A 22,881-nucleotide genomic window follows, 5' to 3' on the forward strand; every position below is an offset into this window, starting at 1 on the left:
GCCTTCTGGTTCACAGGGGTCTGCGGTGTACACAAAACCTGTGGGAGCCAGCCTGCTGGCGATGGGGCCTTCCCAGTTGACGCTTAAACCAGCGTCATCAACGCCTCACGGCTGAACGGCAAGATATCTTCCTCACGCCCATCGCGCACTTTCTGCGCCCAGTCCGGATCCACCAGCAACGCGCGCCCCACCGCCACCAGGTCGAACTCATCGTTGTTCAAGCGTTCCAGCAGTTTTTCCAGGCTGGCAGGCTGGGCGATCTTGTCGGTGTTGACCATGAATTGCAGGAACTCGCCATCCAGGCCCACGCTGCCCACGGTGATGGTCGGTTTGCCAGTGAGTTTGCGAGCCCAGCCTGCCAGGTTCAGTTCGGAACCGTCGAACTCCGGCTCCCAGAAACGGCGCGTCGAGCAGTGGAAAATATCCACGCCGGCGTCGGACAGCGGCTGGAGGAATTCACCCAGCGCTTGCGGGGTCTGCACCAGGCGGGCGGTGTAGTCCTGCTGCTTCCACTGGGAGAAGCGGAAGATGATCGGGAAGCCTTCACCGACCGCGGCACGCACCGCTTGAATCAATTCGATGGCAAAGCGCGAACGATTGGCCAGGCTGCCACCGTACTCGTCGGTGCGCTGGTTGCTGCCTTCCCAGAAGAACTGATCGACCAGATAGCCGTGGGCCCCGTGGATTTCCACGCCGTCCATGCCAATGCTTTGTGCATCCTTGGCCGCCTGGGCAAATGCGGCGATGACTTCCTGGATGTCCTGTTTGCTCATGCCGTGAACCACGACCTGACCGTCCTTCAGCTTTTCCGAGGGACCGTAGCCCGGCACGCTGGCGTCCGGCTCGGTGCCGGTGCGCCGCACACTGCCGACATGCCACAGCTGAGGCACGATCTTGCCGCCTTCGGCGTGCACCGCATCGACCACTTTCTTCCAGCCGGCCAATGCAGCCTCACCATAGAAGTGCGGCACGTTCGGGTAGCCATTGGAGGCCTTATGATCGACCGTGGTGCCTTCGGTAATGATCAGGCCAACGCCGGCGGCAGCACGTCGACGGTAGTACTCGATCACCTTGGAATTGGGCACGCCACCTGGGGAGAACGAACGAGTCATCGGCGCCATGACGACGCGGGTCGGCAATTGGAGAGTGCCGAGGTGGAACGGTTTGAACAGGGCTTTGACGGGCATGAGGACGCTCCACGGGGGACAGGCTTTATGACAGCCATAATATGGAGAACATCGAGGGCTGAACAGCATTATTGATTTAAGTGATTTAGGATCAGAAACGAAAAGATCGCAGCCTTCGGCAGCTCCTACAGGTTGTACGCATTTATCTGTAGGAGCTGCCGAAGGCTGCGATCTTTTGATCTTTTGATATTTCAGCTCAGCGCTTTCTCGATCGCCTGGATCACAGAAGCATCATCCGGCGCCGTGCGCGGCGAGAACCGCGCCAGCACGCGGCCGTCCTTGCCCAGCAGGAATTTCTCGAAGTTCCAGGTGATGTCCCCTGGAAACTCAGCCCCCTCGCCCGCCAGCAGGCGATACAATTGATGACGATCGTGCCCGTTCACTTCCAGCTTGCTGGACAACGGAAACGTCACGCCATAGTTAAGGCTGCAGAATTCCTGGATCTCCTGCTCAGTCCCCGGTTCCTGCCCGGCAAACTGGTTGCACGGCAGCCCGAGCACACTGAAACCTTTGTCCTTGTACTGCTGGTAAAGGTTTTCCAGCGCCGCGTATTGCGGAGTCAGGCCACATTTGGAGGCAACGTTCACCACCAGCACGACGCGCCCTTTGAAAGGCGCCAGCGGTAGCTCCTGACCATCCAGGGCTGTCAATTTAAGGTCGTGAAAAGCGCTCATGACGAACTCCAAATTCCCGTGTTCTTCTCGAAACAGCTACCTGGCGGCGCTGCCATGGACAACCGCGGACTAAAAAAGGCGCCCTCGGGCGCCTCTCCAGTTCTCTGAGCTTAGCGCAGAAAATCAGTGGTGATGACCACCTTCGCCATGGACGTGACCATGGGCAACTTCTTCCTGGCTGGCGTCACGGATGTCGATGATCTTGACCTGGAAATTCAGGCGCTGACCGGCCAACGGGTGGTTGCCGTCGACAGTCACGTCGTCGCCGTCCAGATCGCGAATGGTGACGATCTGCATCTGGCCGTCCGGAGCGGAAGCGTGGAACTGCATGCCCACTTCCAGTTCGTCGACGCCTTCGAACATGCTGCGGCTCAGGGTGCTGACCAGTTCGGCAGCGTACTCGCCGTAAGCGTCTTCAGGTTCAACAGCAACGGTCAGTTCATCACCAACTGCCTTGCCTTCCAGGGCTTTTTCCAGGCCTGGAATGATATTGCCTGCGCCTTGCAGGTAAACCAGCGGCGCGCCGCCGGCGGAGCTGTCGATGACCTCACCAGCGTCGTTGGTCAGGGTATAGTCGATGGAGACAGCCTTATTGGCGGCGATCAGCATGGGGCGAGACCTTTTGCAGAAGAATATAGAAAGGCCAAGTTTAGCGAAGCAATCGCCCGAAAGCGAACACAACCCGGACAGACGGATGACGATGCAGGACTCCAGGGTTACAGGTTTCCATCAGGACGAGGACGGGCACTGGGTTGCCGAGCTTTCCTGCGGCCATACCCAGCACCTGCGCCACCAGCCGCCATGGCAATCCCGGGCCTGGGTCATGGACCCGGCGCAGCGCATTGAAAAAATAGGCCAGCCCTTTGCTTGCGGTTGGTGCGCACAAGGCCCGGTTAGCGATAACCTTGGCGACTGAATGTCGGTAGACCTCCAAAAATAGAAGGTCACCCCTGCGCTCCCTTAGAGAATCCGCATGCAAACTTTTTTTATCGCGCCCACCGATTTTGGTGTGGGTCTGACCTCCATCAGCCTCGGGCTGGTGCGTACCCTTGAGCGAGCCGGTCTCAAAGTCGGCTTTTTCAAACCGATCGCCCAACCGCACCCGGGCGACACCGGGCCTGAACGCTCCACCGAACTGGTGGCGCGCACCCATGGCCTCAAACCGCCCCAGCCGCTGGGCCTGGCCCACGTCGAACGCATGCTGGGCGACGGTCAGCTCGATGAGCTGCTCGAAGAAATCATCACGCTCTATCAACAGGCAGCGATCGGCAAGGACGTGCTGATCGTCGAAGGCATGGTCCCGACCCGCAGTGCCAGCTACGCTGCGCGAGTCAATCTGCACCTGGCCAAGAGCCTGGACGCCGACGTGATCCTGGTCTCGGCGCCGGAAAACGAAGTGCTCACCGAACTGTCCGGCCGTGTGGAATTGCAGGCGCAGTTGTTTGGTGGCCCCAAGGACCCGAAAGTCCTCGGCGTGATCCTCAACAAGGTCAAGACCGATGAAAGCATGGAAGTCTTCGCCTCACGCCTGAAGGAACACTCGCCATTGCTGCGCAGCGGTGATTTCAAACTGCTCGGGTGCATCCCGTTCCAGCCGGAACTCAACGCCCCCCGCACCCGCGACGTCGCCGACCTGATGGGCGCGCAGATTCTCAACGCCGGGGATTACGAAACCCGGCGCATGAGCAAAATCATCATCTGCGCGCGTACCATGCGCAACACTGTCGAGCTGCTCAAGCCCGGCGTGCTGGTGGTCACCCCGGGCGACCGCGATGACATCATCCTCGCCGTCAGCCTCGCCGCCATGAACGGCGTACCGCTGGCCGGCCTGCTGCTGACCAGCGACACCCTGCCCGACCCGCGCATCATGGACTTGTGCCGCGGCGCCTTGCAGGCCGGCCTGCCCGTGCTGTCGGTGAGCACCGGTTCATACGACACTGCCAACCAGTTGAACGGGCTGAACAAGGAGATCCCGATCGACGACCGCGAGCGCGCGGAGATCATCACCGACTTCGTCGCCAGCCACCTCGACGCCAACTGGCTGCACCAGCGCTGCGGTACTCCGCGGGAAATGCGCCTGTCGCCGGCAGTGTTCCGCTATCAACTGATCCAGCGCGCCCAGGCCGCCAACAAGCGCATCGTATTGCCTGAGGGCAGCGAGCCGTTGACCGTACAGGCGGCGGCCATCTGCCAGGCCCGCGGCATCGCCCGTTGCGTGCTCCTGGCCAAGCCCGCAGACGTCGAAGCCGTGGCCCGTGCGCACGATATCGAGCTGCCGCCGGGACTGGAAATTCTCGACCCGGACCTGATCCGCGAGCGCTATGTCGAGCCGATGGTCGCGCTGCGTAAAAGCAAAAGCCTCAACGCGCCGATGGCCGAGCAGCAACTGGAAGACACCGTGGTGATCGGCACCATGATGCTGGCGCTGGACGAGGTCGACGGCCTGGTGTCCGGGGTCATCCACTCCACCGCCAACACCATCCGCCCGGCCCTGCAGCTGATCAAGACCGCGCCGGGCTGCACCCTGGTGTCATCGGTGTTCTTCATGTTGTTTCCGGAAGAGGTGCTGGTCTACGGCGACTGCGTGATGAACCCGCACCCGAGCGCCAGCGAACTGGCCGAGATCGCTCTGCAAAGTGCCGACTCGGCGGCGGCTTTCGGCATCACTCCGCGGGTGGCGATGATCAGCTATTCCAGCGGCGAATCCGCCAGCGGTGAAGAAGTCGAGAAAGTCCGCGAAGCGACATTGCTCGCCCACGAACAGCAGAACTCGCTGCTGATCGACGGCCCCCTGCAGTACGACGCTGCCGCCAACGAAACCGTGGCCCGGCAACTGGCGCCGAACAGCCAGGTTGCCGGTCGCGCCACGGTGTTCGTGTTTCCCGACCTGAACACCGGCAACACCACACACAAAGCCGTGCAGCGCAGCGCCGACTGCGTCAGCCTCGGGCCGATGCTGCAAGGCCTGCGCAAACCGGTGAACGACCTGCCGCGCGGCGCGCAGGTCGACGACATCGTCTACACCATCGCGTTGACCGCGATCCAAGCCGCCAACCGACCTATGGATCTTTAAATGCTGGGTTTCCTGCCTGCCGCCGTGCGCGGCGTGATCGCATCGCTATTGCTGGCGCTCAATACCATCCTGCTGTGCTCGTTCCTGTTCTGCGTGGCGATCTTCAAGGTGCTGCCCTTCGCCATCACCCAGCGCTTCACGCGCTGGCTGATGAGCCATACCCATGAAGCCTGGATCAGCAACAACAAGGCCTGGATGAACCTCGTCTGCCGCACCCGCTGGCACCTCAGCGGCCTGGAAGGCCTGGACTATCAGCACTCCTACCTGATCACCAGCAACCACCAGAGCTGGGTCGACATCATGGTGCTGCAGTACGTGCTCAACCGCCGGATCCAGCCGCTGAAGTTCTTTCTCAAGCAGGAGCTGATCTGGGTCCCGGTGATCGGCCTGGCATGGTGGGCCCTGGGCTTCCCGTTCATGAAGCGCTACTCCAAGGCCTACCTGGAAAAGCACCCGGAGAAGAAAGGCAAAGACCTGGAAACCACTCGCAAGACCTGCGCGAAATTTCGCAACTACCCGGTAGGCATGTTCAACTTCGCCGAAGGCACGCGCTTCACCGAAGGTAAACACGCACAGCAGAAATCACCCTTCAAATACCTGCTCAAACCCAAGGCCGGCGGCATTGCGTTTGTGCTGGATGCGATGGGTGAGCAGCTGGAGTCGATCGTCAACGTGACCATTCACTATCCGGGCGGGCGTCCGGGGTATTGGGATCTGTTGTGCGGGAACGTGCAGGATGTGGTGGTGCACTTCCAGGAGTTGAAAATTCCACCGGAGTTCATCGGCAAGAATTATGAGCAGGATGGGGAGTACCGGTTGCAGTTCCAGGGCTGGATCAATCAGCTATGGGAAGACAAGGATGCACTGTTGGAGCAGATGTATCGCAAATATCCAGCCAAACACTGATCTCCTGTGGGAGCCAGCCTGCTGGCGATAGCGGATTCACATTCAGCAGATGGGTTGACTGAAACACCGCAATCGCCAGCGGGCTGGCTCCCACAGTTGACCGAGTTGACCCGAAACAAAAAACCCGCCGGATGATCACTCATCGGCGGGTTTTTTATTAACGGCTAACGCTTAGATCGCGCCACGCTGACGCAGCAGATCCAGCACCTGCTTGACGCTTTCTTCCAGCGACAGGGACTGGGTATCGACTACCAGGTCGGCATCCAGCGGCACGTCGTACGGGAAGGATTCACCCGGGATGTTGTCACCTGCCGCGGCGTACAGGCCTTGCGGGTCACGCTCGGCACAGACCGCTGGCGAGGCCTGGACGTAGACCGTCAGCAGGCGCTCCTTGCCGATCAGGTCCTTGGCCTGTTCGCGGCCTTCGGCGCTCGGTGCGACGAATGCGGCGAGGGTCAGCAGGCCGGCTTCGTTGAACTGACGCGCAACGTGTGCGGCACGGCGCCAGTTCTCGGTGCGTCCGGCGCGATCCTGTGGCAGACCCTTGTTCAGGTCGTGACGCAGGTTCTGGCCATCCAGTACGAACACCGCACGGCCCATGTCGAACAACTTGCGTTCAACCGCGTAGGCCAGGGTGCTTTTGCCCGCGCCCGACAGCCCGCTGAACAACACGGTTGCCGGTTGCTGGCCGAAGCGCTGGGCGCGTTCTTCGGTGGCCACGTGAGCCAGTTTGCCGTGGTGCGTGCTGCTGCCATGAGCCAACGGCTGGGCGATGATCATGCCGGCGGCGACAGTGCCATTGGTCAGGCGGTCGATGACGATGAACGAACCCGTGGTGCGGTTGCTGGCGTAACCGTCCAGCGCGATCTCCGCGTCGAGGCTCACCTTGACCCGACCGATCTCGTTCAGTTGCAACGAGCTGGCAGGTCCTTCTTCCAGGGTGTTCACGTCAACACGGTTAACGATGCTGGTGATCGAACCCGGCACGTAAGTGGTGGCGCGCTTGATGTCGTATTTCTTGCCCGGCAGCATCGGCTCTTCCGCCATCCACACCAGCATGGCGTCGAACGCGTCAGTGACTTGCGGCAGGTTGTCGGCGTGCACCAGCAGGTCGCCGCGGGAGATGTCGATCTCGTCTTCCATGGTCAGCGTTACCGCCTGACCAGGACCGGCGTGCTCCAGTTCACCCTCGAAGGTGACGATGGATTTCACACGGCTGCTCTTGCCCGACGGCAGCACAACGACTTCATCGCCCTTGTGCACGACGCCGCTGGCCAGGGTGCCGGCGAAACCACGGAAGTTCAGGTTCGGACGGTTGACGTACTGCACCGGGAAACGCAGGTCGGTGTAGTTGCGGTCGTTGGCGATTTCGACGGTTTCAAGAATTTCCATCAGCGACTGGCCGGTGTACCACGGCGAGCGCTCGGATTTGTTCACCACGTTGTCGCCCTTGAGAGCGGACATCGGCACGAAGGCCATGGTGGTCGGTTTGAAGGCGATACCTTCGGCAAACTTCAGGTAATCGGCCTTGATCGACTCGAACACGCTTTCGTCGAAGCCATTGAGGTCCATCTTGTTGATGGCAACCACGATGTGCTTGATGCCCAGTAACGAGGCGATGAAGCTGTGGCGACGGGTCTGGGTCTGCACGCCGTAACGGGCATCAACCAGGATGATCGCCAGGTCACAGGTGGACGCACCGGTGGCCATGTTGCGCGTGTACTGCTCATGGCCCGGGGTATCGGCGATGATGAATTTGCGCTTGGCGGTAGAGAAATAGCGGTAGGCGACATCGATGGTGATGCCTTGCTCACGCTCGGCCTGCAGGCCGTCGACCAGCAACGCCAGGTCGATGTCTTCGCCGGTGGTGCCAACTTTTTTCGAGTCGCGGGTGATGGCTTCCAGGTGATCTTCGTAGATCATCTTGGAGTCGTGCAGCAGGCGCCCGATCAGGGTGCTCTTGCCGTCGTCGACGTTGCCACAGGTCAGGAAGCGCAGCATTTCCTTGCGTTCGTGCTGGCCCAGGTAGGCGAGGATGTCCTCGCTGATCAAATCAGATACGTGCGACATGACAACCCCTTAGAAATAACCCTGACGTTTCTTTTCTTCCATCGAGCCTGCGCCATCGTGGTCGATGACCCGGCCCTGGCGTTCGGAAGTTCGCGTCAGGAGCATTTCCTGAATGATGTCGGTCAGGCTGGTGGCCTCGGACTCGACCGCGCCGGTCAGCGGGTAGTCACCCAGTGTGCGGAAACGGACTTTCTTCTTGACGATGCGCGCCTTGTCTTCGTCGCTCAGGTGATTGAGCAGGCGTTCGTCGTCGATCATGATCCAGGTGCCATTCATCTCGATGACGTCGCGCTCGGCGGCGAAATACAGCGGCACAATCGGGATGCCTTCGAGGTAGATGTACTGCCAGATGTCCAGTTCGGTCCAGTTCGACAACGGGAACACACGAATGGATTCGCCTTTGTTGACGTTGCCGTTATAGACGTTCCACAGCTCCGGGCGCTGGTTTTTCGGGTCCCAACGGTGCTTGGTATCGCGGAAGGAATACACGCGCTCTTTGGCGCGGGATTTTTCTTCATCGCGACGGGCACCACCGAAGGCGGCGTCGAAGCCGTATTTGTCGAGGGCCTGCTTGAGGCCTTCGGTCTTCATGATGTCGGTGTGCTTGGCGCTGCCGTGGGTCAGCGGGTTGATGCCCTGCGCGACGCCATCGGGGTTCACGTGCACCAGCAGGTCGAGGCCGAGTTCTTCGACCATGCGGTCGCGGAACGCGTACATCTCCTTGAACTTCCACCGGGTGTCCACGTGCATGACCGGGAACGGCAGCTTGCCCGGGAAGAATGCCTTGCGCGCAAGGTGCAGCATCACGGCGGAGTCTTTACCGACGGAGTACAGCATCACCGGGTTATCGAACTCGGCGGCGACCTCGCGGATGATGTGGATGCTTTCGGCCTCCAGCTGTTTCAGATGCGTCAGTTTGTCGACCATGGCTACTCACGAAAACGATCTTATGGACGGCCAGCGGGCCGTGTTCGAGCGGGGAATCCTAGCACAGCGACCTCTTCTAATCAGGACGCTGGCTAGATCGAAAGGGTATATGAATATACCCCCGCGTTTGGCCACCACCACGCCTGGCTGATTGGCACACCACCCCTGTAGGAGCTGCCCAAGGCTGCGATCTTTTGACGTTGTTTTTTTAAGATCAAAAGATCGCAGCCTTCGGCAGCTCCTACGCAAGGAATTGCGATTCAATCAGATCGGGTTGGGGCAATCGATGAAGATGTGTTCCAGCGCAAAGCGTCGCGCCAGGTAGTCGCCCAGGGCCTGCACGCCGTAACGCTCGGTGGCATGGTGGCCGGCGGCGATAAAGCTGATGTCGTTTTCCCGGGCGCTGTGGAAGGTCTGCTCGGACGCTTCGCCACTGAGGTACAGGTCAACGCCGGCCAGCACCGCCTGGTCGATGTAGCCCTGGCCGCCGCCGGTGCACCAGCCGACACGGCGGATCATCTCGCTGCCTTCGATCAGCAACGGCTCGCGCCCCATGACTTCCTGCACTCGACGGGCGAAATCCCGGGGTGTCATCGGCTCGCTGAGGGAGCCGACCAGGCCGACGATCTTCAGGTTGTCCGGATCCAGCGGGCCTTCCACGGTGATGTCCAGCTGACGGGCAAGCTGGACGTTGTTGCCAACATCCGGGTGCAGGTCCAGTGGCAGGTGATACGCCAACAGGCTGATGTCGTGCTTGAGCAGGGTTTTCAGCCGACGCTGCTTCATGCCGGTGACGCAGGGGTTCTCGCCCTTCCAGAAATAACCGTGATGCACCAGCACCAGGTCGGCCTGGGCTTCGACCGCCGCGTCCAGCAGCGCCTGGCTCGCGGTGACGCCACTGACGATACGCATCACCTGCGGTCGACCTTCGACCTGCAACCCATTGGGGCAATAATCGGCAATCCTGGCGCTGTTCAGGTAACGGTCAGCTTCTTCGACCAGGGTGCTCAGGGCGACGGCCATAAAAGACTCCTAAATATCCCGTTCAGAGGCGCGCGCGGCCTCGTATAATGCGCGTCATTATGGGCGGTCTCATACCGCCTGCAACCTTTCAGGACGTGCTTAATGCTCAAGGCGCTGCGTTTTTCCGGCTGGCCGCTGTTGGCCGGCGTGCTTATCGCTCTGTTGATCATCCAGCGCTACCCGCAATGGGTCGGGCTTCCAAGCCTCGATGTGAATCTGCAGCAAGCCCCGCAAACCACCAGCGTGCAGCAAGGTCCGGTGTCCTATGCCGACGCGGTGACCACGGCCGCGCCATCGGTGGTCAACCTCTACACCACCAAAGTCATCAACAAACCGAACCACCCACTGTTCGAGGACCCGCAGTTCCGCCGGTTCTTCGGCGACAACTCGCCCAAGCAGAAACGCATGGAATCGAGCCTGGGTTCGGGCGTGATCATGAGTCCCGAAGGCTATCTGCTGACCAACAACCACGTCACCAGCGGTGCCGACCAGATTGTCGTGGCCCTGAAGGATGGCCGGGAAACCCTGGCCCGGGTGATTGGCAGCGATCCGGAAACCGATCTCGCGGTATTGAAGATCGACCTCAAGAACCTCCCGTCGATCACCGTCGGGCGCTCTGACAATATCCGCATCGGCGACGTCGCCCTGGCCATCGGCAACCCATTCGGTGTCGGCCAGACCGTGACCATGGGCATCATCAGCGCCACTGGCCGTAACCAGCTGGGCCTGAACAACTACGAAGATTTCATTCAGACCGACGCCGCGATCAACCCCGGCAACTCCGGCGGCGCGCTGGTCGATGCCAACGGCAACCTGACCGGAATCAACACGGCGATCTTCTCCAAGTCCGGCGGCTCCCAGGGCATCGGCTTCGCCATCCCGGTCAAACTGGCGATGGAAGTGATGAAGTCGATCATCGAACACGGCCAGGTAATTCGCGGCTGGCTCGGCATCGAAGTACAGCCCCTGACCCAGGAACTGGCCGAGTCATTTGGCCTGTCGGGGCGCCCGGGTATCGTGGTAGCAGGGATTTTCCGCGATGGCCCGGCGCAGAAAGCCGGCCTGCAACTGGGCGACGTAATTCTCGCGATCGACGGCGAACCAGCCGGCGACGGCCGTCGCTCCATGAACCAGGTGGCGCGGATCAAGCCGACGGACAAGGTGACCATTCAGGTGATGCGCAACGGCAAAGAGATCAAGCTCACCGCCGAAATCGGTCTGCGTCCACCACCGGCACCGGCCCCGGTCAAAGAGAAAGAAGAAGAGTAAGCAGCAGCACACAACACTGTGGGAGCGAGCCTGCTCGCGATGAGGGCATAACGTTCAACATCATCGTTGACTGTCAAGCCGCTATCGCGAGCAGGCTCGCTCCCACAGGATCGGGGGATGGCTTAAAGGTTGCCGAGGCCGTCGATCAGCGCCTGGTTCTGCTCCGGCGTACCGATGGAGATCCGCAGGAACTGCGCAATGCGCTCCTGCTTGAAGTGCCGGACGATCACGCCTTGTTCGCGTAACTTGGCTGCCAGGCCCGCTGCGTCGTGCTGCGGATGACGGGCGAAAATGAAGTTGGCTGCCGACGGCAACACTTCAAACCCCTTGCCTTCCAATTGCGCGACGACCCACTCACGGTGCTCGATGACCAACCGGCAAGTCTTGTCGAAGTAATCGCGATCCTCGAACGCCGCCGCCCCCCCGACATTCGCCAGGCGATCCAGCGGATAGGAGTTGAAGCTGTTTTTGATTCGCTCCAGTGCCTCGATCAGGTCCGGATGGCCTACCGCCAAACCTACCCGCAAGCCTGCCAGCGACCGGGATTTGGACAGGGTCTGGGTCACCAGCAGGTTCGGATAACGATCCACCAAAGTGATCGCGGTCTCACCGCCGAAGTCGATGTACGCCTCATCCACCACCACCACCGAATCCGGACTGGCCTTGAGAATTTGCTCCACTGCATCCAGTGCCAGCAGGCAACCGGTGGGCGCGTTCGGGTTCGGAAAGATGACCCCGCCGTTCGGCCTGGCATAGTCCGCCGGATTGATCTGAAACTGTTCATCCAGCGGCACCGCATCGAACTTGATGCCGTATAGCCCGCAATACACCGGATAGAAGCTGTAGCTGATGTCCGGGAACAGCAGCGGCTTATCGTGCTGCAGCAAGCCATGGAAAATGTGCGCCAGGACTTCATCGGAACCGTTGCCCAGGAACACCTGGTTAGCCTGCACTGCGTAGTAACGGGCAACGGCTTGCTTGAGCACATCGCTGTTCGGGTCCGGGTACAGACGCAGGTTGTCATTCAATTCGGTTTGCATCGCCGCCAGGGCCTTGGGCGAAGGACCGTACGGGTTTTCATTGGTGTTGAGTTTCACCAGCTTGGTCAGCTTGGGCTGCTCGCCCGGCACGTAAGGCACCAGGTCCTTGACGAAGGGGCTCCAGAATTTACTCATGTTCATTTCCCCTTCTGATCGTCGACGATGCGGTATTCGGCACTGCGCGCGTGGGCGGTCAGCGACTCGCCACGGGCCAGCACGGAGGCCGTTTTGCCCAGTTCGGAAGCACCCTGCTCGGAGCAGAAGATGATCGAGGAGCGTTTCTGGAAATCGTACACACCCAACGGCGAGGAGAACCGCGCGGTGCCGGAAGTCGGCAACACGTGGTTGGGGCCTGCGCAGTAATCGCCCAGGGCCTCGGAGGTGTGACGACCCATGAAGATCGCACCCGCGTGACGAATCAATGGCAGCCAGGCCTGTGGATCAGCCACCGATAGCTCCAGGTGTTCCGGGGCGATGCGGTTGGCCACTTCGATGGCCTGGTTCATGTCCTCGACCAGAATCAGGGCGCCACGGCCATTGATCGAGGTTTCGATGATCTCGGCACGCTCCATGGTCGGCATCAGTTTGTTAATGCTCGCGGCCACCTTGTCGAGGAATTCGGCGTCAGGGCTGACCAGAATCGCCTGGGCGTCTTCGTCGTGCTCGGCCTGGGAAAACAGGTCCATGGCGATCCAGTCCGGATCGGTCTGGCCGTCGCACACCACGAGGATCTCCGAAGGGCCGGCAATCATGTCGATACCGACCTGGCCGAACACGTGGCGCTTGGCGGTGGCGACATAGATGTTGCCAGGGCCGACGACCTTGTCGACCTTCGGCACGCTCTCGGTGCCGTAAGCCAGGGCGGCGACGGCCTGGGCGCCGCCAATGGTGAACACCCGGTCCACGCCGGCGATGCACGCCGCCGCCAGCACCAGCTCATTGAGCTCGCCACGCGGGGTGGGTACTACCATGACCACTTCGGTCACGCCAGCCACCTTGGCGGGAATGGCATTCATCAGTACCGAAGACGGATACGACGCCTTGCCGCCCGGCACGTACAGGCCAGCGCGGTCCAGCGGAGTAACCTTCTGGCCCAACACGGTGCCATCGGCCTCGGTATAGCTCCAGGAGTCCTGCTTCTGTTTCTCGTGGTAGCTGCGCACCCGGGTGGCTGCTTTTTCCAGGGCTTCGCGCTGAGCGATGGTGATACGCGTGAGCGCCAGTTCCAGGCGCTCGCGCGGCAGGATCAAGTCGTCCATCGAGGCCACTTCCAGGCCGTCGAACTTCTGGGTGAACTCCACCAGGGCGGCGTCGCCACGCTCGCGCACGGCTTTGATGATGTCCAGCACCCGCTGATTGACCGAGTCGTCAGACACACTTTCCCAGCTCAGCAGATGATCCAGATGATGCGCAAAATCCGGGTCAGCAGCGTTGAGTCGGCGAATTGCAGTCGGTGCGGTCATAGCGAGAGCCTCATAGGAATGGCAAAAACTCAGGCGCCCTAACTTAGCAGCCGTTTCCGCTTGGGCACCTGAGATTCTGGCTATGAGGCGGATAGACGGGCGCGACTCAAGGTCGCGCAGGTGAATCAGCCGCGGTGTCGAGACTCCACTGCCTTGCGCAGGGTGTCGATCAACGCCTGGATACGGGCGTGCTGCATTTTCATCGAAGCTTTGTTGACGATCAGCCGGGAGCTGATGTCGGCAATGAAATCCTGAGGTTCCAGGCCATTGGCGCGCAGCGTATTGCCGGTGTCGACCACGTCGATGATCTTGTCCGCCAGACCGATCAGCGGGGCCAGTTCCATCGAGCCGTAGAGCTTGATGATATCGACCTGACGGCCCTGCTCGGCGTAATAACGCTTGGCAACGTTGACGAACTTGGTTGCCACGCGCAGACGGCCCTTGGGCTCGACATCACCAACACGGCCAGCAGTCATCAGCTTGCACAGTGCAATCCGCAGGTCCAGTGGCTCGTACAAGCCCTGGCCGCCGTATTCCATCAACACATCTTTACCGGCAACGCCCAGGTCAGCGGCACCATGCTCGACGTAAGTCGGCACATCGGTAGCACGCACGATCAGCAAACGTACGTCGGGCTGGGTCGTGGGGATGATCAGCTTGCGGCTCTTGTCCGGATTCTCGGTCGGCACGATGCCCGCTTCAGCCAGAAGCGGCAGGGTGTCATCAAGAATGCGGCCCTTGGACAATGCAATGGTCAACATGGGAAACGTCAGTCCTTAATAAAGGTACTCATGCCCGGTCGCAATCGGCGCCGGACACACATCGAGGCATTCCCGATAACGAAGAATCAGCCTCGATTTGAAACAAATCAGTTAACAGCAAACCGTGGCGAGGGAGTTTGCTCCCTCACCACAGCTGCAGCAGGGACTAGCCCGGTACGCGGCGGATCTTGGCGCCGAGCATCTGCAGTTTCTCTTCGATGCACTCGTAACCACGGTCTATGTGGTAGATGCGATCGATCAGGGTGTCGCCTTCAGCAATCAGCGCGGAGATCACCAGGCTGGCCGAAGCACGCAGGTCGGTGGCCATGACTGGCGCGCCCTTGAGCTTCTCGGTGCCAGTAACGATGGCAGTGTTGCCTTCGACCTGGATCTTGGCGCCCATGCGGTGCAGCTCGTAGACGTGCATGAAACGGTTCTCGAAGATCGTCTCGATCACGGCACCGGTGCCTTCGGCAATGGCGTTGAGCGAAATGAACTGCGCCTGCATGTCAGTCGGGAATGCCGGGTACGGAGCCGTACGCACGTTGACGGCTTTAGGCCGCTTGCCGTGCATGTTCAGCTCGATCCAGTCTTCGCCGCAGGTAATTTCCGCGCCCGCTTCCTTGAGTTTCTCAAGCACCGCTTCAAGGATGGTCGGATCGGTATCCTTGACCTTCACGCGACCGCCGGTAACAGCAGCAGCAACCAGGTAGGTACCGGTTTCGATACGGTCCGGCATTACCTTGTAAGTAGCCGGGTGCAGGCGGTCGACGCCATCAATGGTGATGGTGTCGGTGCCGGCGCCGGTAATCTTGGCGCCCATGGCGATCAGGAAGTTCGCCAGGTCGATGACTTCAGGTTCGCGAGCGGCGTTCTGCAGGACGCTGCGACCCTTGGCCAGCGCAGCGGCCATCATGATGTTCTCGGTACCGGTCACACTGACGGTGTCGAAGAAGAAGTGCGCGCCGCGCAGGCCACCTTCAGGCGCCTTGGCCTTGATGTAGCCACCTTCCACGTCGATCACCGCGCCCATGGCTTCGAGACCGCGGATGTGCAGGTCAACCGGACGCGAGCCGATGGCGCAACCGCCAGGCAGCGCAACTTCGGCTTCGCCGAAACGGGCAACCATCGGGCCCAGTACCAGGATCGACGCACGCATGGTTTTCACCAGTTCGTACGGGGCGATCAGGGTCTTGATGGTGCGCGGGTCGATTTCGACGCTGAGCTTCTCGTCGATCACCGGCTCGATGCCCATGCGGCCGAACAGCTCGATCATGGTGGTGATGTCGTGCAGGTGCGGCAGGTTGGCAACGGTAACCGGGCCATCGCACAGCAAGGTTGCGGCCAGGATCGGCAGGGCGGAGTTCTTTGCCCCGGAGATGCGGATTTCGCCATCAAGACGAACGCCACCAGTAATAATCAGTTTATCCATAAGAATCTCGACGCCCTTGGGCTCAGGTGCGCTCGGCCCAGGCCGCGCTGCTGAAAAATTTCATAGTGACCGCATGGATGCTGCCATCGGTGATCCATGGGTTCAAATGGGCATAGACCTGCTGCTGACGCTTCACCGGGCTCAACGCCGCCAGTTCATCGCTAATCAGGTTCAGCTGGAAATTGCAGCCTTCGCCTTCAACTTCCACCTTCGTGTCTGGCAGCTTTCCTTCAAGGAAGCTCTTCACTTCTACGGCCTGCATGCTCAACCTCAATCGGCGCCTTGTGCGCGCGGGTCGGACATCATACAAAAAAGCCCCGCGCCTGCGAACCCCGCTAAGCAGGACTCTGACGGGGGGCTTCCCTGTAGATGCGGTTAGGGATGCGCCAATAACTCGGTCAATTCACTGACCTGAGCGATTTCGCGCATATCTTCGGGCATCGCGCGGATGCTCAGGGCCTTGCCGGCGGCCTGGGCATCTCGCATGAAGCACAGCAGCAACGACAAGCCGACACTGCTGGACTTAACCACCTGCGAACAGTCAACCACCAGCGCCGCAGCCTTGCTGGCCTTGATCAGCGCCTGGCCCTGCTTGCGCAGAACCGGGCCGCTGCGGTAATCCAGCGTACCACTGAGGTGCAGTTCGCCGGATTCATTCATCTGGACGGCCGACTCACTCATTGGGTTTGCTTCTCGGCAGCTTGCTCGGTGGTTTCCTTGGCCTTGGCAACTTCGCCGGCCCAGTTGTTGATCACCTTGTCGAGATCGTTGCCATTGCGCTGCATCGAGTCCTGGAACTGATCGCGGAACAGCTTGCCGATGTTGATGCCGTTGATGATGACGTTGCGGACTTTCCACTCGCCGTTGATTTTCTCCAGCGTGTAGGACACAGGATAGATGGAGCCACTGCTGCCCTTGACCTGCATGTCAACGCTGGTCCGGTTACCGCTTTCATCCTTGGCAGGGGAAACGGTGATGCCCTGGTTATTATATTCGAGCAACGCATTGCCATAAAACTGCATCAGGCTGCGCTTGAAGTTTTCCTGGAAGCGCTGCATCTGCTCAGGCGAGGCCTTGCGCGAATACTTCACGGTCATGATGCTGCGGGAGATGCCTTCGGCATCGACCACCGGTCCGACAATGCCGTTCAGGGCGTTGTAGAACTCGTTAGGGTCCTGCTTGTACTTTGCCTTGTTGGCAGCCAGATCGGCCAGCAACCGGGTAGTGGTGTCCTGCACCAGATCGTGCGCCGACGGCGCCGCCACGGCGTTAGCCATCAGCGGCACAGCCGCGAGTAATACCAACAGGCCACGTCGCAAGGTAGAGATCATTCAAAAACTCCTCATTTGGCTTCTTTGCTAACGGTGTTGAGCAGGAATTTACCGATCAGGTCTTCGAGCACCAGCGACGACTGCGTATCGTGGATGGTCCCGCCATCCTTGAGCAGCGTTTCTTCACCACCAACGCTGACGCCGATGTACTTCTCGCCCAACAGCCCAGCGGTCAGGATAGATGCAGTGGAGTCCGTCGGCAGGTTATCGACGCTCTTGTCCAGCTGCATGGTCACCCGGCCGGTGAAACTGTCGCGGTCCAGATCGATCGCAGTGACCTTGCCGATAGTCACACCGGCCATGGTCACTTTAGCTCTGACCGTCAAACCGGCGATATTGTCAAAATATGCGTAAAGTTTATAAGAATCGGTTGTTGCGCTCGGGGACAGGCCACTGACCCGCAACGCAAGCAACAGCAAAGCCAGGATGCCAGCCAGCAAGAAAAGGCCGACACCGATTTCCAGGGTGCGGTTTTGCATCAGAAATCTCCAAACATCAAGGCGGTCAGAATAAAGTCCAGGCCGAGCACCGCCAACGAGGCGTATACGACGGTCTTGGTAGTGGCACGACTGATACCCTCGGAAGTGGGCTCGCAGTCATAGCCTTGGAATACGGCAATCCAGGTCACGACGAAAGCGAAGACGACACTCTTGATGATGCCATTGAGCACATCTTCAGAGAACGTCACGCTGTTCTGCATGTTCGACCAGTAGGAACCTTCATAGACTCCCAGCCAGTCGACGGCCACCCATGAACCGCCCCAGATACCCACCACGCTGAAAATCATCGCCAGCACTGGCAGGGATATGAAGCCGGCCCACAGGCGCGGGGCAATGATGTACTTGAGCGGGTCGACACCAATCATTTCCAGGCTGGACAACTGCTCGGTGGATTTCATGTTGCCAATCTCGGCCGTCAGGGCAGAGCCTGCGCGCCCGGCGAACAGCAAGGCGGTGACTACCGGCCCCAGTTCACGCAGCAGGGTCAGCGCAACCATCTGCCCGACCGCCTGCTCCGAGCCGTAGCTGGACAGGATGTTGAAACCCTGCAGCGCCAGCACCATGCCGATGAACACCCCGGAGACGACGATGATCACCAGGGACATGACGCCCACCGAATGCAATTGCCGGATCAGCAGGCCGAAGCCACCACCGATGCCGCCACGGCCGAGCAAGGCATGAAACAGGAACAAGGTCGCCCGCCCGAACACCGCGACGGCATCGATTGCCGCCGCGCCGAACCGGCGTACACGTTCTATCAGTGAAATCTTGCGCATCAAGGCTTCCCCAGAAGATCTGCGCGGTAATCCGTCGCTGGAAAGTGGTACGCGACCGGGCCATCAGGTTCGCCCGTCATGAACTGGCGGATCCGCGGATCGTCCGAGTTCATCAGCTCGTCCGGCGTGCCCTGCCCCAAAACCTGCGCCTCACCCACTACATAGATGTAGTCGGCGATGCTCGCGGTCTCTGCCAGGTCGTGGGAAACCACAATACTGGTGATACCCAGCGCATCGTTGAGCAGGCGGATCAGGCGCACCAGCACGCCCATGGCGATCGGGTCCTGCCCGACAAAGGGCTCGTCGTACATGAGGATCTGCGGATCGAGGGCAATGGCCCGCGCGAGCGCGACACGCCGCTTCATGCCACCGGACAGTTCGTCGGGCATCAGGTCGATCGCGCCGCGCAAGCCTACGGCCTGCAACTTGAGCAGGACGATATCCCGGATCATTTCCTCCGGAAGCTGGGTGTGCACACGCAATGGGAAAGCCACGTTCTCGAACACGTCGAGGTCGGTGAACAGCGCACCGCTCTGGAACAGCACGCCCATATGCTTGCGAGCGTCGAACAGATCGCTTCGAGACAGCTTCGGCAGGTTCTGGCCGTTAACCCAGACTTCGCCGGCAGTCGGCCGCAACTGTGCGCCCATCAGGCGCAACAGCGTGGTCTTGCCGCACCCTGAAGGCCCCATGATGCCGGTGACCTTGCCCCGTGGAATACGGATATCGACGTTATTGAAAATGCTGCGCGCACCGCGCTTGAAGGTCAGTCCCTTCAGCTCGACCGCGTAGGCGTTATCGGCACTCATCTAAACTCCTTGCGATGCAGCCTCACACTCGGACGCCTGTCTTTCTGACGAAAGCACATTCACCGTGGGCAGGCCGAACTGGCGGCGAACTATATCACTGCAAGGGCTTGGCGCCCAAGGCTAAAGCCGGGCGATGTTCAGCTGCACGACAGGTCAAAAGACTCCCAGCGAGAGGATTACGTAACAGGGAATGACAAAGCACGACGAACTAGCGTGAGGGTTTCGATCATAACCGCTATAATCGCCGCCTTTTCATCAGGCTATACGATTTCCGACATGAGCCAATCCAGCGACCTGATTCAATCGGCACAACGCACCATCCGTCTCGAACTGGAAGCCGTACAAGGCTTGCTTCCACGCATCGACGCAGATTTCGTACGCGCGTGCGAGATGATTCTGGCAAGCAAGGGCCGCGTGGTCGTGGTCGGCATGGGAAAATCGGGGCATATCGGCACCAAGATCGCCGCCACCCTGGCCAGCACCGGGACCACGGCGTTTTTCGTCCACCCGGCCGAAGCCAGCCACGGCGACATGGGCATGATTACCCGGGACGACATCATCCTGGCCCTGTCCAACTCCGGCTCGACCACTGAAATCGTAACCCTGCTGCCGCTGATCAAGCGCCTGGGCATCCAGTTGATCAGCATGACCGGCAACCCTGACTCGACCCTGGCCAAGGCCGCCGAAGTCAATCTCGACGTGCAAGTCGAGCATGAAGCCTGCCCGCTGAACCTGGCGCCCACCTCGTCCACCACTGCGGCACTGGTCATGGGCGACGCACTGGCCGTCGCGCTGCTGGAAGCGCGTGGCTTCACGGCGGAAGATTTCGCTTTTTCCCACCCGGGTGGTGCACTTGGTCGTCGCCTGCTGCTCAAGGTCGAGAACGTCATGCATGCCGGCGACGCCCTGCCCCGGGTCCAGCGTGGCACCCTGCTCAAGGACGCGCTGATGGAAATGACTCGCAAGGGCCTGGGCATGACCGCGATACTGGAGGCCGACGGCAAACTCGCCGGGATCTTCACCGACGGTGACTTGCGCCGCACCCTGGACCGCGCCATCGACATTCATCACGCCACCATCGACCAGGTCATGACCCTTCACGGCAAGACCGCGCGGGCCGAGATGCTCGCCGCCGAAGCCTTGAAGATCATGGAAGACAACCGAATTAACGCTCTCGTAGTGGTGGACGATGAGGATCGCCCGATCGGCGCCTTCAACCTCTCCGACCTGCTGCGCGCAGGAGTCATGTAATGAGCAACGATCTGCTGCAACGTGGCAAGAATATCAAGCTGGCAATCTTTGATGTCGACGGAGTGCTCACTGATGGGCGCCTGTACTTTCTCGAAGACGGCAGTGAATTCAAGACTTTTAACACCCTCGACGGCCAGGGCATCAAGATGTTGATGGCAGCCGGCGTTCAGACCGCTATCATCAGCGGTCGCAAGACCCCGGTGGTTGAGCGTCGGGCAAAAAACCTCGGCATTCCCCATCTGTACCAGGGGCGCGAAGACAAACTGGTGGTGCTGGACGAACTTCTTGGCGAACTAGGCCTAAGCTATGAGCAAGTCGCCTACCTCGGCGACGACTTGCCTGACCTGCCGGTGATACGCCGCGTTGGCCTGGGCATGGCGGTGGCCAATGCGGCCAGCTTCGTGCGTGAACATGCCGACGGCATCACCCAGGCCCGCGGAGGCGAAGGTGCTGCCCGCGAGTTCTGCGAATTGATCCTGCGCGCCCAGGGCCGCCTCGATGCGGCAAACGCCGCGTACCTGTGAGCCAACTATGCTGAGCAAAAAGTTTCGCAACATACTGCTGTTCGGTTGCATCGCCGCGATTTTTGCTGCGGTCGGCTACTGGAACATCAGCCCTGAACGCTTTCTCGACAAGCCGACCGTGGCCGTCGATGAGACGGCGATCGACTATTACGCCCTGAACGCCCACAGCGTGCAGTTCCTGCCCGATGGCAAGCTGCAGTACGAGATGACGTCGGACAAGGTCGAACACCTTAAAGCCACTGAAGTGACGCTGCTGACCAACCCGGACCTGAACATGTTCCGCGGCACCGAGTTTCCCTGGCATGTACAGAGCGAACGCGGTGAAGTGAATCCGGATGGTACGGAAGTGGAACTGATCGACTCGGTGCGTATCACACGTTTCGACGAGAAAAACCGCAAGACGCTGATTACCACCACCCGTATGACCGTGTTCCCGAAGCAGCAATATGCGCAGACGGAGCAACCCGTTAGAATCGACGGCGCCGGTGGCGTGTCGACTGGCACGGGAATGAAAGCGTATTTGAAAGAAAGCAGGATACACCTGCTATCGAACGTAAGAGGACAGTATGAGGCTCGTTAAAACCCTCCCTATTTTGCTCAGCCTGGGCGCAGCACTGGGAAGCGTGAGCGCCTGGGCTCTGCCGAACGATCAAGAGCAGCCTATCCGCATTCAGGCCGACGACGCCCAACTGGACGACAAGAACGGCATCGCCACCTACAAAGGCGACGTCATCATCACCCAGGGCTCCATGAAGGTGACCGGTAACACCGTGACCATCACTCGCACCCCGGCAGGCGACATCGACGTGGTGACTTCCGTGGGCAACCTGGCTTACTTCGAGCAATTGCAGACCCAGGGCGACGCCAAGCCTGTCCAGGGCTACGGCGTCACGATCCAGTATCACGCCTCGCAGAACCGCGTCGTGCTGATCGATCGAGCCAAGGTCATCGACAAGGACAACAACGTCACCCAGGGCGAGAAAATCGTCTACGACACCGTGAAGAAGCTGGCAAGCGCCGGTCGCGCCACGGGCAACAAGGTGACCGAGTCGCGCCCGCGAATCGACATGGTTATCCAGCCTAAAAAGAAAACCGACGAGCAGAAGGCCCAGTAATGGCAACTCTGAAAGCTCAGCATCTGGCCAAGAGTTACAAGAGCCGCCAGGTCGTGCGTGACGTAAGCCTGTCCATCGACAGCGGTCAGATCGTCGGGCTTCTTGGCCCCAACGGCGCCGGCAAGACCACTTGCTTCTACATGATCGTCGGCCTGGTGCAGGCTGATCAGGGCCGCGTGCTGATCGACGACCTGGATGTCAGTCACCAGCCCATGCACGGCCGCGCCAAGGCAGGTATTGGCTATCTTCCGCAAGAAGCGTCGATCTTCCGCAAACTGTCGGTGGCCGATAACATCATGGCCATCCTCGAGACCCGCAAGGAACTCGACAAGGCCGGGCGCCGCAAGGAGCTGGAGAGCCTGCTGCAGGAATTCCACATCAGCCACATCCGCGACAACCTCGGCATGAGCCTGTCGGGCGGCGAGCGACGCCGTGTGGAAATTGCCCGGGCGCTGGCCACCAACCCGAAGTTCATCCTCCTCGATGAACCTTTCGCCGGCGTGGACCCGATCTCGGTTGGCGATATCAAGCAGATTATCCATCACCTGAAGGCCAAGGGCATTGGTGTACTCATCACCGACCACAACGTCCGCGAAACCCTGGATATCTGCGAAACAGCCTACATCGTCAACGATGGCCAGCTGATTGCCGAGGGCGACTCCGCGACCATCCTGGCCAACGACCTGGTCAAGGAAGTGTATCTGGGCCATGAGTTCCGCCTGTAAGCGCTGAGGTGCCTGCCCAGTCGCG

25 protein-coding genes are annotated in these 22,881 nt (G+C 60.3%); 9 read left to right on the forward strand and 16 right to left on the reverse strand.

All coding sequences use genetic code 11. The features are described from left to right. Positions 1–83: 83 nt before the first annotated feature. The 3 genes from AAEZ09_RS08455 to AAEZ09_RS08465 all read right to left on the reverse strand — a co-directional run bounded on the left by AAEZ09_RS08455 (position 84) and on the right by AAEZ09_RS08465 (position 2,470). Positions 84–1,187 (reverse strand): NADH:flavin oxidoreductase, encoded by a 1,104-nt coding sequence (locus AAEZ09_RS08455; RefSeq protein WP_205893562.1) that lies wholly within the window; start codon positions 1,185–1,187, stop codon positions 84–86. Positions 1,188–1,378: 191 nt separating this feature from the next. After that, positions 1,379–1,861: a glutathione peroxidase gene (locus tag AAEZ09_RS08460; RefSeq protein WP_045061433.1), complete on the reverse strand. Its 483-nt coding sequence runs from the start codon at positions 1,859–1,861 to the stop codon at positions 1,379–1,381. Positions 1,862–1,984: 123 nt separating this feature from the next. Further along, positions 1,985–2,470 carry an FKBP-type peptidyl-prolyl cis-trans isomerase gene (locus tag AAEZ09_RS08465; RefSeq protein WP_045061434.1) on the reverse strand — a complete coding sequence of 162 codons (486 nt, stop codon included), beginning with the start codon at positions 2,468–2,470 and terminating at the stop codon, positions 1,985–1,987. Here AAEZ09_RS08465 and AAEZ09_RS08470 point away from each other — a divergent pair. The 3 genes from AAEZ09_RS08470 to yihG are packed head-to-tail and all read left to right on the forward strand — an operon-like array spanning position 2,439 to position 5,840. Continuing rightward, positions 2,439–2,777, forward strand: coding sequence for a DUF3565 domain-containing protein (locus tag AAEZ09_RS08470; RefSeq protein WP_045061498.1), 339 nt, complete (start codon positions 2,439–2,441; stop codon positions 2,775–2,777). The two genes, AAEZ09_RS08465 and AAEZ09_RS08470, sit on opposite strands and share 32 nt — an antisense overlap. Positions 2,778–2,834: 57 nt before the next feature. Next, complete coding sequence (gene pta, locus AAEZ09_RS08475) at positions 2,835–4,934, forward strand: phosphate acetyltransferase (RefSeq protein WP_045061435.1); 2,100 nt, start codon at positions 2,835–2,837, stop codon at positions 4,932–4,934. Continuing rightward, the gene (gene yihG, locus AAEZ09_RS08480) at positions 4,935–5,840 is read left to right on the forward strand and encodes a 1-acylglycerol-3-phosphate O-acyltransferase, YihG family (protein WP_350599026.1); all 906 of its coding nucleotides are present in this window, start codon (positions 4,935–4,937) and stop codon (positions 5,838–5,840) included. It abuts the gene before it with no gap. Between the two features lie 171 nt (positions 5,841–6,011). On the opposite strand, the gene cysN is transcribed toward yihG, so the two are convergent. From cysN to AAEZ09_RS08495, 3 genes are all read right to left on the reverse strand, one after another. Continuing rightward, positions 6,012–7,910, reverse strand: coding sequence for a sulfate adenylyltransferase subunit CysN (cysN, locus tag AAEZ09_RS08485; RefSeq protein WP_045061437.1), 1,899 nt, complete (start codon positions 7,908–7,910; stop codon positions 6,012–6,014). A 9-nt stretch (positions 7,911–7,919) separates the two neighbouring features. Then, the gene (cysD, locus tag AAEZ09_RS08490; RefSeq protein ID WP_010463281.1) at positions 7,920–8,837 is read right to left on the reverse strand and encodes a sulfate adenylyltransferase subunit CysD; all 918 of its coding nucleotides are present in this window, start codon (positions 8,835–8,837) and stop codon (positions 7,920–7,922) included. A 264-nt stretch (positions 8,838–9,101) separates the two neighbouring features. After that, positions 9,102–9,860, reverse strand: coding sequence for a Nif3-like dinuclear metal center hexameric protein (locus AAEZ09_RS08495; protein ID WP_045061438.1), 759 nt, complete (start codon positions 9,858–9,860; stop codon positions 9,102–9,104). Positions 9,861–9,962: 102 nt separating this feature from the next. On the opposite strand from AAEZ09_RS08495, the gene algW reads away from it, so the two are divergent. Then, entirely contained in the window at positions 9,963–11,129 is a 1,167-nt protein-coding gene (gene algW / locus AAEZ09_RS08500; protein ID WP_045061439.1) for a Do family serine endopeptidase AlgW, read from the forward strand. A 122-nt stretch (positions 11,130–11,251) separates the two neighbouring features. Here algW and hisC read toward each other — a convergent pair whose 3' ends face one another. The 10 genes from hisC to AAEZ09_RS08550 all read right to left on the reverse strand — a co-directional run bounded on the left by hisC (position 11,252) and on the right by AAEZ09_RS08550 (position 19,241). After that, positions 11,252–12,304 carry a histidinol-phosphate transaminase gene (gene hisC / locus AAEZ09_RS08505; RefSeq protein WP_045061440.1) on the reverse strand — a complete coding sequence of 351 codons (1,053 nt, stop codon included), beginning with the start codon at positions 12,302–12,304 and terminating at the stop codon, positions 11,252–11,254. 2 nt (positions 12,305–12,306) lie between these two features. Further along, positions 12,307–13,632 carry a histidinol dehydrogenase gene (gene hisD / locus AAEZ09_RS08510; protein ID WP_350599032.1) on the reverse strand — a complete coding sequence of 442 codons (1,326 nt, stop codon included), beginning with the start codon at positions 13,630–13,632 and terminating at the stop codon, positions 12,307–12,309. A gap of 125 nt (positions 13,633–13,757) precedes the next feature. Continuing rightward, a complete protein-coding gene (gene hisG, locus AAEZ09_RS08515) occupies positions 13,758–14,393 on the reverse strand; it encodes an ATP phosphoribosyltransferase (RefSeq protein WP_007942738.1) in 636 nt (211 codons plus the stop codon). Between the two features lie 166 nt (positions 14,394–14,559). After that, positions 14,560–15,825, reverse strand: a complete 1,266-nt coding sequence (gene murA / locus AAEZ09_RS08520) for a UDP-N-acetylglucosamine 1-carboxyvinyltransferase (protein ID WP_205893559.1) — start codon at positions 15,823–15,825, stop codon at positions 14,560–14,562. Positions 15,826–15,847: 22 nt separating this feature from the next. Further along, on the reverse strand, positions 15,848–16,087 hold the full coding sequence (locus AAEZ09_RS08525) for a BolA family protein (protein WP_045061443.1): 240 nt from the start codon (positions 16,085–16,087) through the stop codon (positions 15,848–15,850). 113 nt (positions 16,088–16,200) lie between these two features. Beyond that, entirely contained in the window at positions 16,201–16,506 is a 306-nt protein-coding gene (locus tag AAEZ09_RS08530; RefSeq protein WP_045061444.1) for an STAS domain-containing protein, read from the reverse strand. Continuing rightward, positions 16,503–17,156, reverse strand: a complete 654-nt coding sequence (locus AAEZ09_RS08535) for an MlaC/ttg2D family ABC transporter substrate-binding protein (RefSeq protein WP_045061445.1) — start codon at positions 17,154–17,156, stop codon at positions 16,503–16,505. The genes AAEZ09_RS08530 and AAEZ09_RS08535 overlap by 4 nt, the downstream gene beginning before the upstream one ends. Before the next feature lie 11 nt (positions 17,157–17,167). Continuing rightward, positions 17,168–17,635 carry an outer membrane lipid asymmetry maintenance protein MlaD gene (gene mlaD, locus AAEZ09_RS08540; RefSeq protein WP_045061446.1) on the reverse strand — a complete coding sequence of 156 codons (468 nt, stop codon included), beginning with the start codon at positions 17,633–17,635 and terminating at the stop codon, positions 17,168–17,170. Then, complete coding sequence (mlaE, locus tag AAEZ09_RS08545) at positions 17,635–18,432, reverse strand: lipid asymmetry maintenance ABC transporter permease subunit MlaE (protein ID WP_045061447.1); 798 nt, start codon at positions 18,430–18,432, stop codon at positions 17,635–17,637. The genes mlaD and mlaE overlap by 1 nt, the downstream gene beginning before the upstream one ends. Next, positions 18,432–19,241 carry an ATP-binding cassette domain-containing protein gene (locus tag AAEZ09_RS08550; protein WP_045061448.1) on the reverse strand — a complete coding sequence of 270 codons (810 nt, stop codon included), beginning with the start codon at positions 19,239–19,241 and terminating at the stop codon, positions 18,432–18,434. Before AAEZ09_RS08550 ends, mlaE begins: the two co-directional genes overlap by 1 nt. A 276-nt stretch (positions 19,242–19,517) precedes the next feature. Between AAEZ09_RS08550 and AAEZ09_RS08555 the strand changes: the two genes are divergently transcribed. The 5 genes from AAEZ09_RS08555 to lptB are packed head-to-tail and all read left to right on the forward strand — an operon-like array spanning position 19,518 to position 22,856. Next, a complete protein-coding gene (locus AAEZ09_RS08555; RefSeq protein WP_045061449.1) occupies positions 19,518–20,492 on the forward strand; it encodes a KpsF/GutQ family sugar-phosphate isomerase in 975 nt (324 codons plus the stop codon). Continuing rightward, on the forward strand, positions 20,492–21,016 hold the full coding sequence (locus AAEZ09_RS08560) for a KdsC family phosphatase (RefSeq protein WP_045061450.1): 525 nt from the start codon (positions 20,492–20,494) through the stop codon (positions 21,014–21,016). Before AAEZ09_RS08555 ends, AAEZ09_RS08560 begins: the two co-directional genes overlap by 1 nt. A gap of 7 nt (positions 21,017–21,023) precedes the next feature. Next, positions 21,024–21,596, forward strand: coding sequence for an LPS export ABC transporter periplasmic protein LptC (gene lptC / locus AAEZ09_RS08565; protein ID WP_045061451.1), 573 nt, complete (start codon positions 21,024–21,026; stop codon positions 21,594–21,596). After that, complete coding sequence (lptA, locus tag AAEZ09_RS08570; protein WP_045061452.1) at positions 21,583–22,131, forward strand: lipopolysaccharide transport periplasmic protein LptA; 549 nt, start codon at positions 21,583–21,585, stop codon at positions 22,129–22,131. Before lptC ends, lptA begins: the two co-directional genes overlap by 14 nt. Beyond that, positions 22,131–22,856, forward strand: coding sequence for an LPS export ABC transporter ATP-binding protein (lptB, locus tag AAEZ09_RS08575; protein ID WP_045061453.1), 726 nt, complete (start codon positions 22,131–22,133; stop codon positions 22,854–22,856). The genes lptA and lptB overlap by 1 nt, the downstream gene beginning before the upstream one ends. Positions 22,857–22,881: the final 25 nt, after the last annotated feature.

The sequence above is a fragment of the Pseudomonas sp. 65/3-MNA-CIBAN-0223 genome, assembly GCF_040310425.1.
Classification (GTDB): Bacteria; Pseudomonadota; Gammaproteobacteria; order Pseudomonadales; family Pseudomonadaceae; genus Aquipseudomonas; species Aquipseudomonas gregormendelii.

Excerpts from the sequence above, each read along its gene's own strand:
- lptB (WP_045061453.1), top strand. The coding sequence starts at position 22,131 with ATGGCAACTCTGAAAGCTCAGCATCTGGCCAAGAGTTACAAGAGCCGC.
- hisG (WP_007942738.1), bottom strand. The coding sequence starts at position 14,393 with ATGTTGACCATTGCATTGTCCAAGGGCCGCATTCTTGATGACACCCTG.
- hisC (WP_045061440.1), bottom strand. The coding sequence starts at position 12,304 with ATGAGTAAATTCTGGAGCCCCTTCGTCAAGGACCTGGTGCCTTACGTG.
- AAEZ09_RS08530 (WP_045061444.1), bottom strand. The coding sequence starts at position 16,506 with ATGAGTGAGTCGGCCGTCCAGATGAATGAATCCGGCGAACTGCACCTC.
- AAEZ09_RS08555 (WP_045061449.1), top strand. The coding sequence starts at position 19,518 with ATGAGCCAATCCAGCGACCTGATTCAATCGGCACAACGCACCATCCGT.
- pta (WP_045061435.1), top strand. The coding sequence starts at position 2,835 with ATGCAAACTTTTTTTATCGCGCCCACCGATTTTGGTGTGGGTCTGACC.
- AAEZ09_RS08460 (WP_045061433.1), bottom strand. The coding sequence starts at position 1,861 with ATGAGCGCTTTTCACGACCTTAAATTGACAGCCCTGGATGGTCAGGAG.
- AAEZ09_RS08465 (WP_045061434.1), bottom strand. The coding sequence starts at position 2,470 with ATGCTGATCGCCGCCAATAAGGCTGTCTCCATCGACTATACCCTGACC.
- murA (WP_205893559.1), bottom strand. The coding sequence starts at position 15,825 with ATGGATAAACTGATTATTACTGGTGGCGTTCGTCTTGATGGCGAAATC.
- AAEZ09_RS08455 (WP_205893562.1), bottom strand. The coding sequence starts at position 1,187 with ATGCCCGTCAAAGCCCTGTTCAAACCGTTCCACCTCGGCACTCTCCAA.
- AAEZ09_RS08525 (WP_045061443.1), bottom strand. The coding sequence starts at position 16,087 with ATGCAGGCCGTAGAAGTGAAGAGCTTCCTTGAAGGAAAGCTGCCAGAC.
- AAEZ09_RS08550 (WP_045061448.1), bottom strand. The coding sequence starts at position 19,241 with ATGAGTGCCGATAACGCCTACGCGGTCGAGCTGAAGGGACTGACCTTC.
- cysN (WP_045061437.1), bottom strand. The coding sequence starts at position 7,910 with ATGTCGCACGTATCTGATTTGATCAGCGAGGACATCCTCGCCTACCTG.
- lptA (WP_045061452.1), top strand. The coding sequence starts at position 21,583 with ATGAGGCTCGTTAAAACCCTCCCTATTTTGCTCAGCCTGGGCGCAGCA.
- yihG (WP_350599026.1), top strand. The coding sequence starts at position 4,935 with ATGCTGGGTTTCCTGCCTGCCGCCGTGCGCGGCGTGATCGCATCGCTA.
- AAEZ09_RS08470 (WP_045061498.1), top strand. The coding sequence starts at position 2,439 with ATGGAGACAGCCTTATTGGCGGCGATCAGCATGGGGCGAGACCTTTTG.
- mlaD (WP_045061446.1), bottom strand. The coding sequence starts at position 17,635 with ATGCAAAACCGCACCCTGGAAATCGGTGTCGGCCTTTTCTTGCTGGCT.
- cysD (WP_010463281.1), bottom strand. The coding sequence starts at position 8,837 with ATGGTCGACAAACTGACGCATCTGAAACAGCTGGAGGCCGAAAGCATC.
- AAEZ09_RS08495 (WP_045061438.1), bottom strand. The coding sequence starts at position 9,860 with ATGGCCGTCGCCCTGAGCACCCTGGTCGAAGAAGCTGACCGTTACCTG.
- lptC (WP_045061451.1), top strand. The coding sequence starts at position 21,024 with ATGCTGAGCAAAAAGTTTCGCAACATACTGCTGTTCGGTTGCATCGCC.
- hisD (WP_350599032.1), bottom strand. The coding sequence starts at position 13,632 with ATGACCGCACCGACTGCAATTCGCCGACTCAACGCTGCTGACCCGGAT.
- AAEZ09_RS08535 (WP_045061445.1), bottom strand. The coding sequence starts at position 17,156 with ATGATCTCTACCTTGCGACGTGGCCTGTTGGTATTACTCGCGGCTGTG.
- algW (WP_045061439.1), top strand. The coding sequence starts at position 9,963 with ATGCTCAAGGCGCTGCGTTTTTCCGGCTGGCCGCTGTTGGCCGGCGTG.
- AAEZ09_RS08560 (WP_045061450.1), top strand. The coding sequence starts at position 20,492 with ATGAGCAACGATCTGCTGCAACGTGGCAAGAATATCAAGCTGGCAATC.
- mlaE (WP_045061447.1), bottom strand. The coding sequence starts at position 18,432 with ATGCGCAAGATTTCACTGATAGAACGTGTACGCCGGTTCGGCGCGGCG.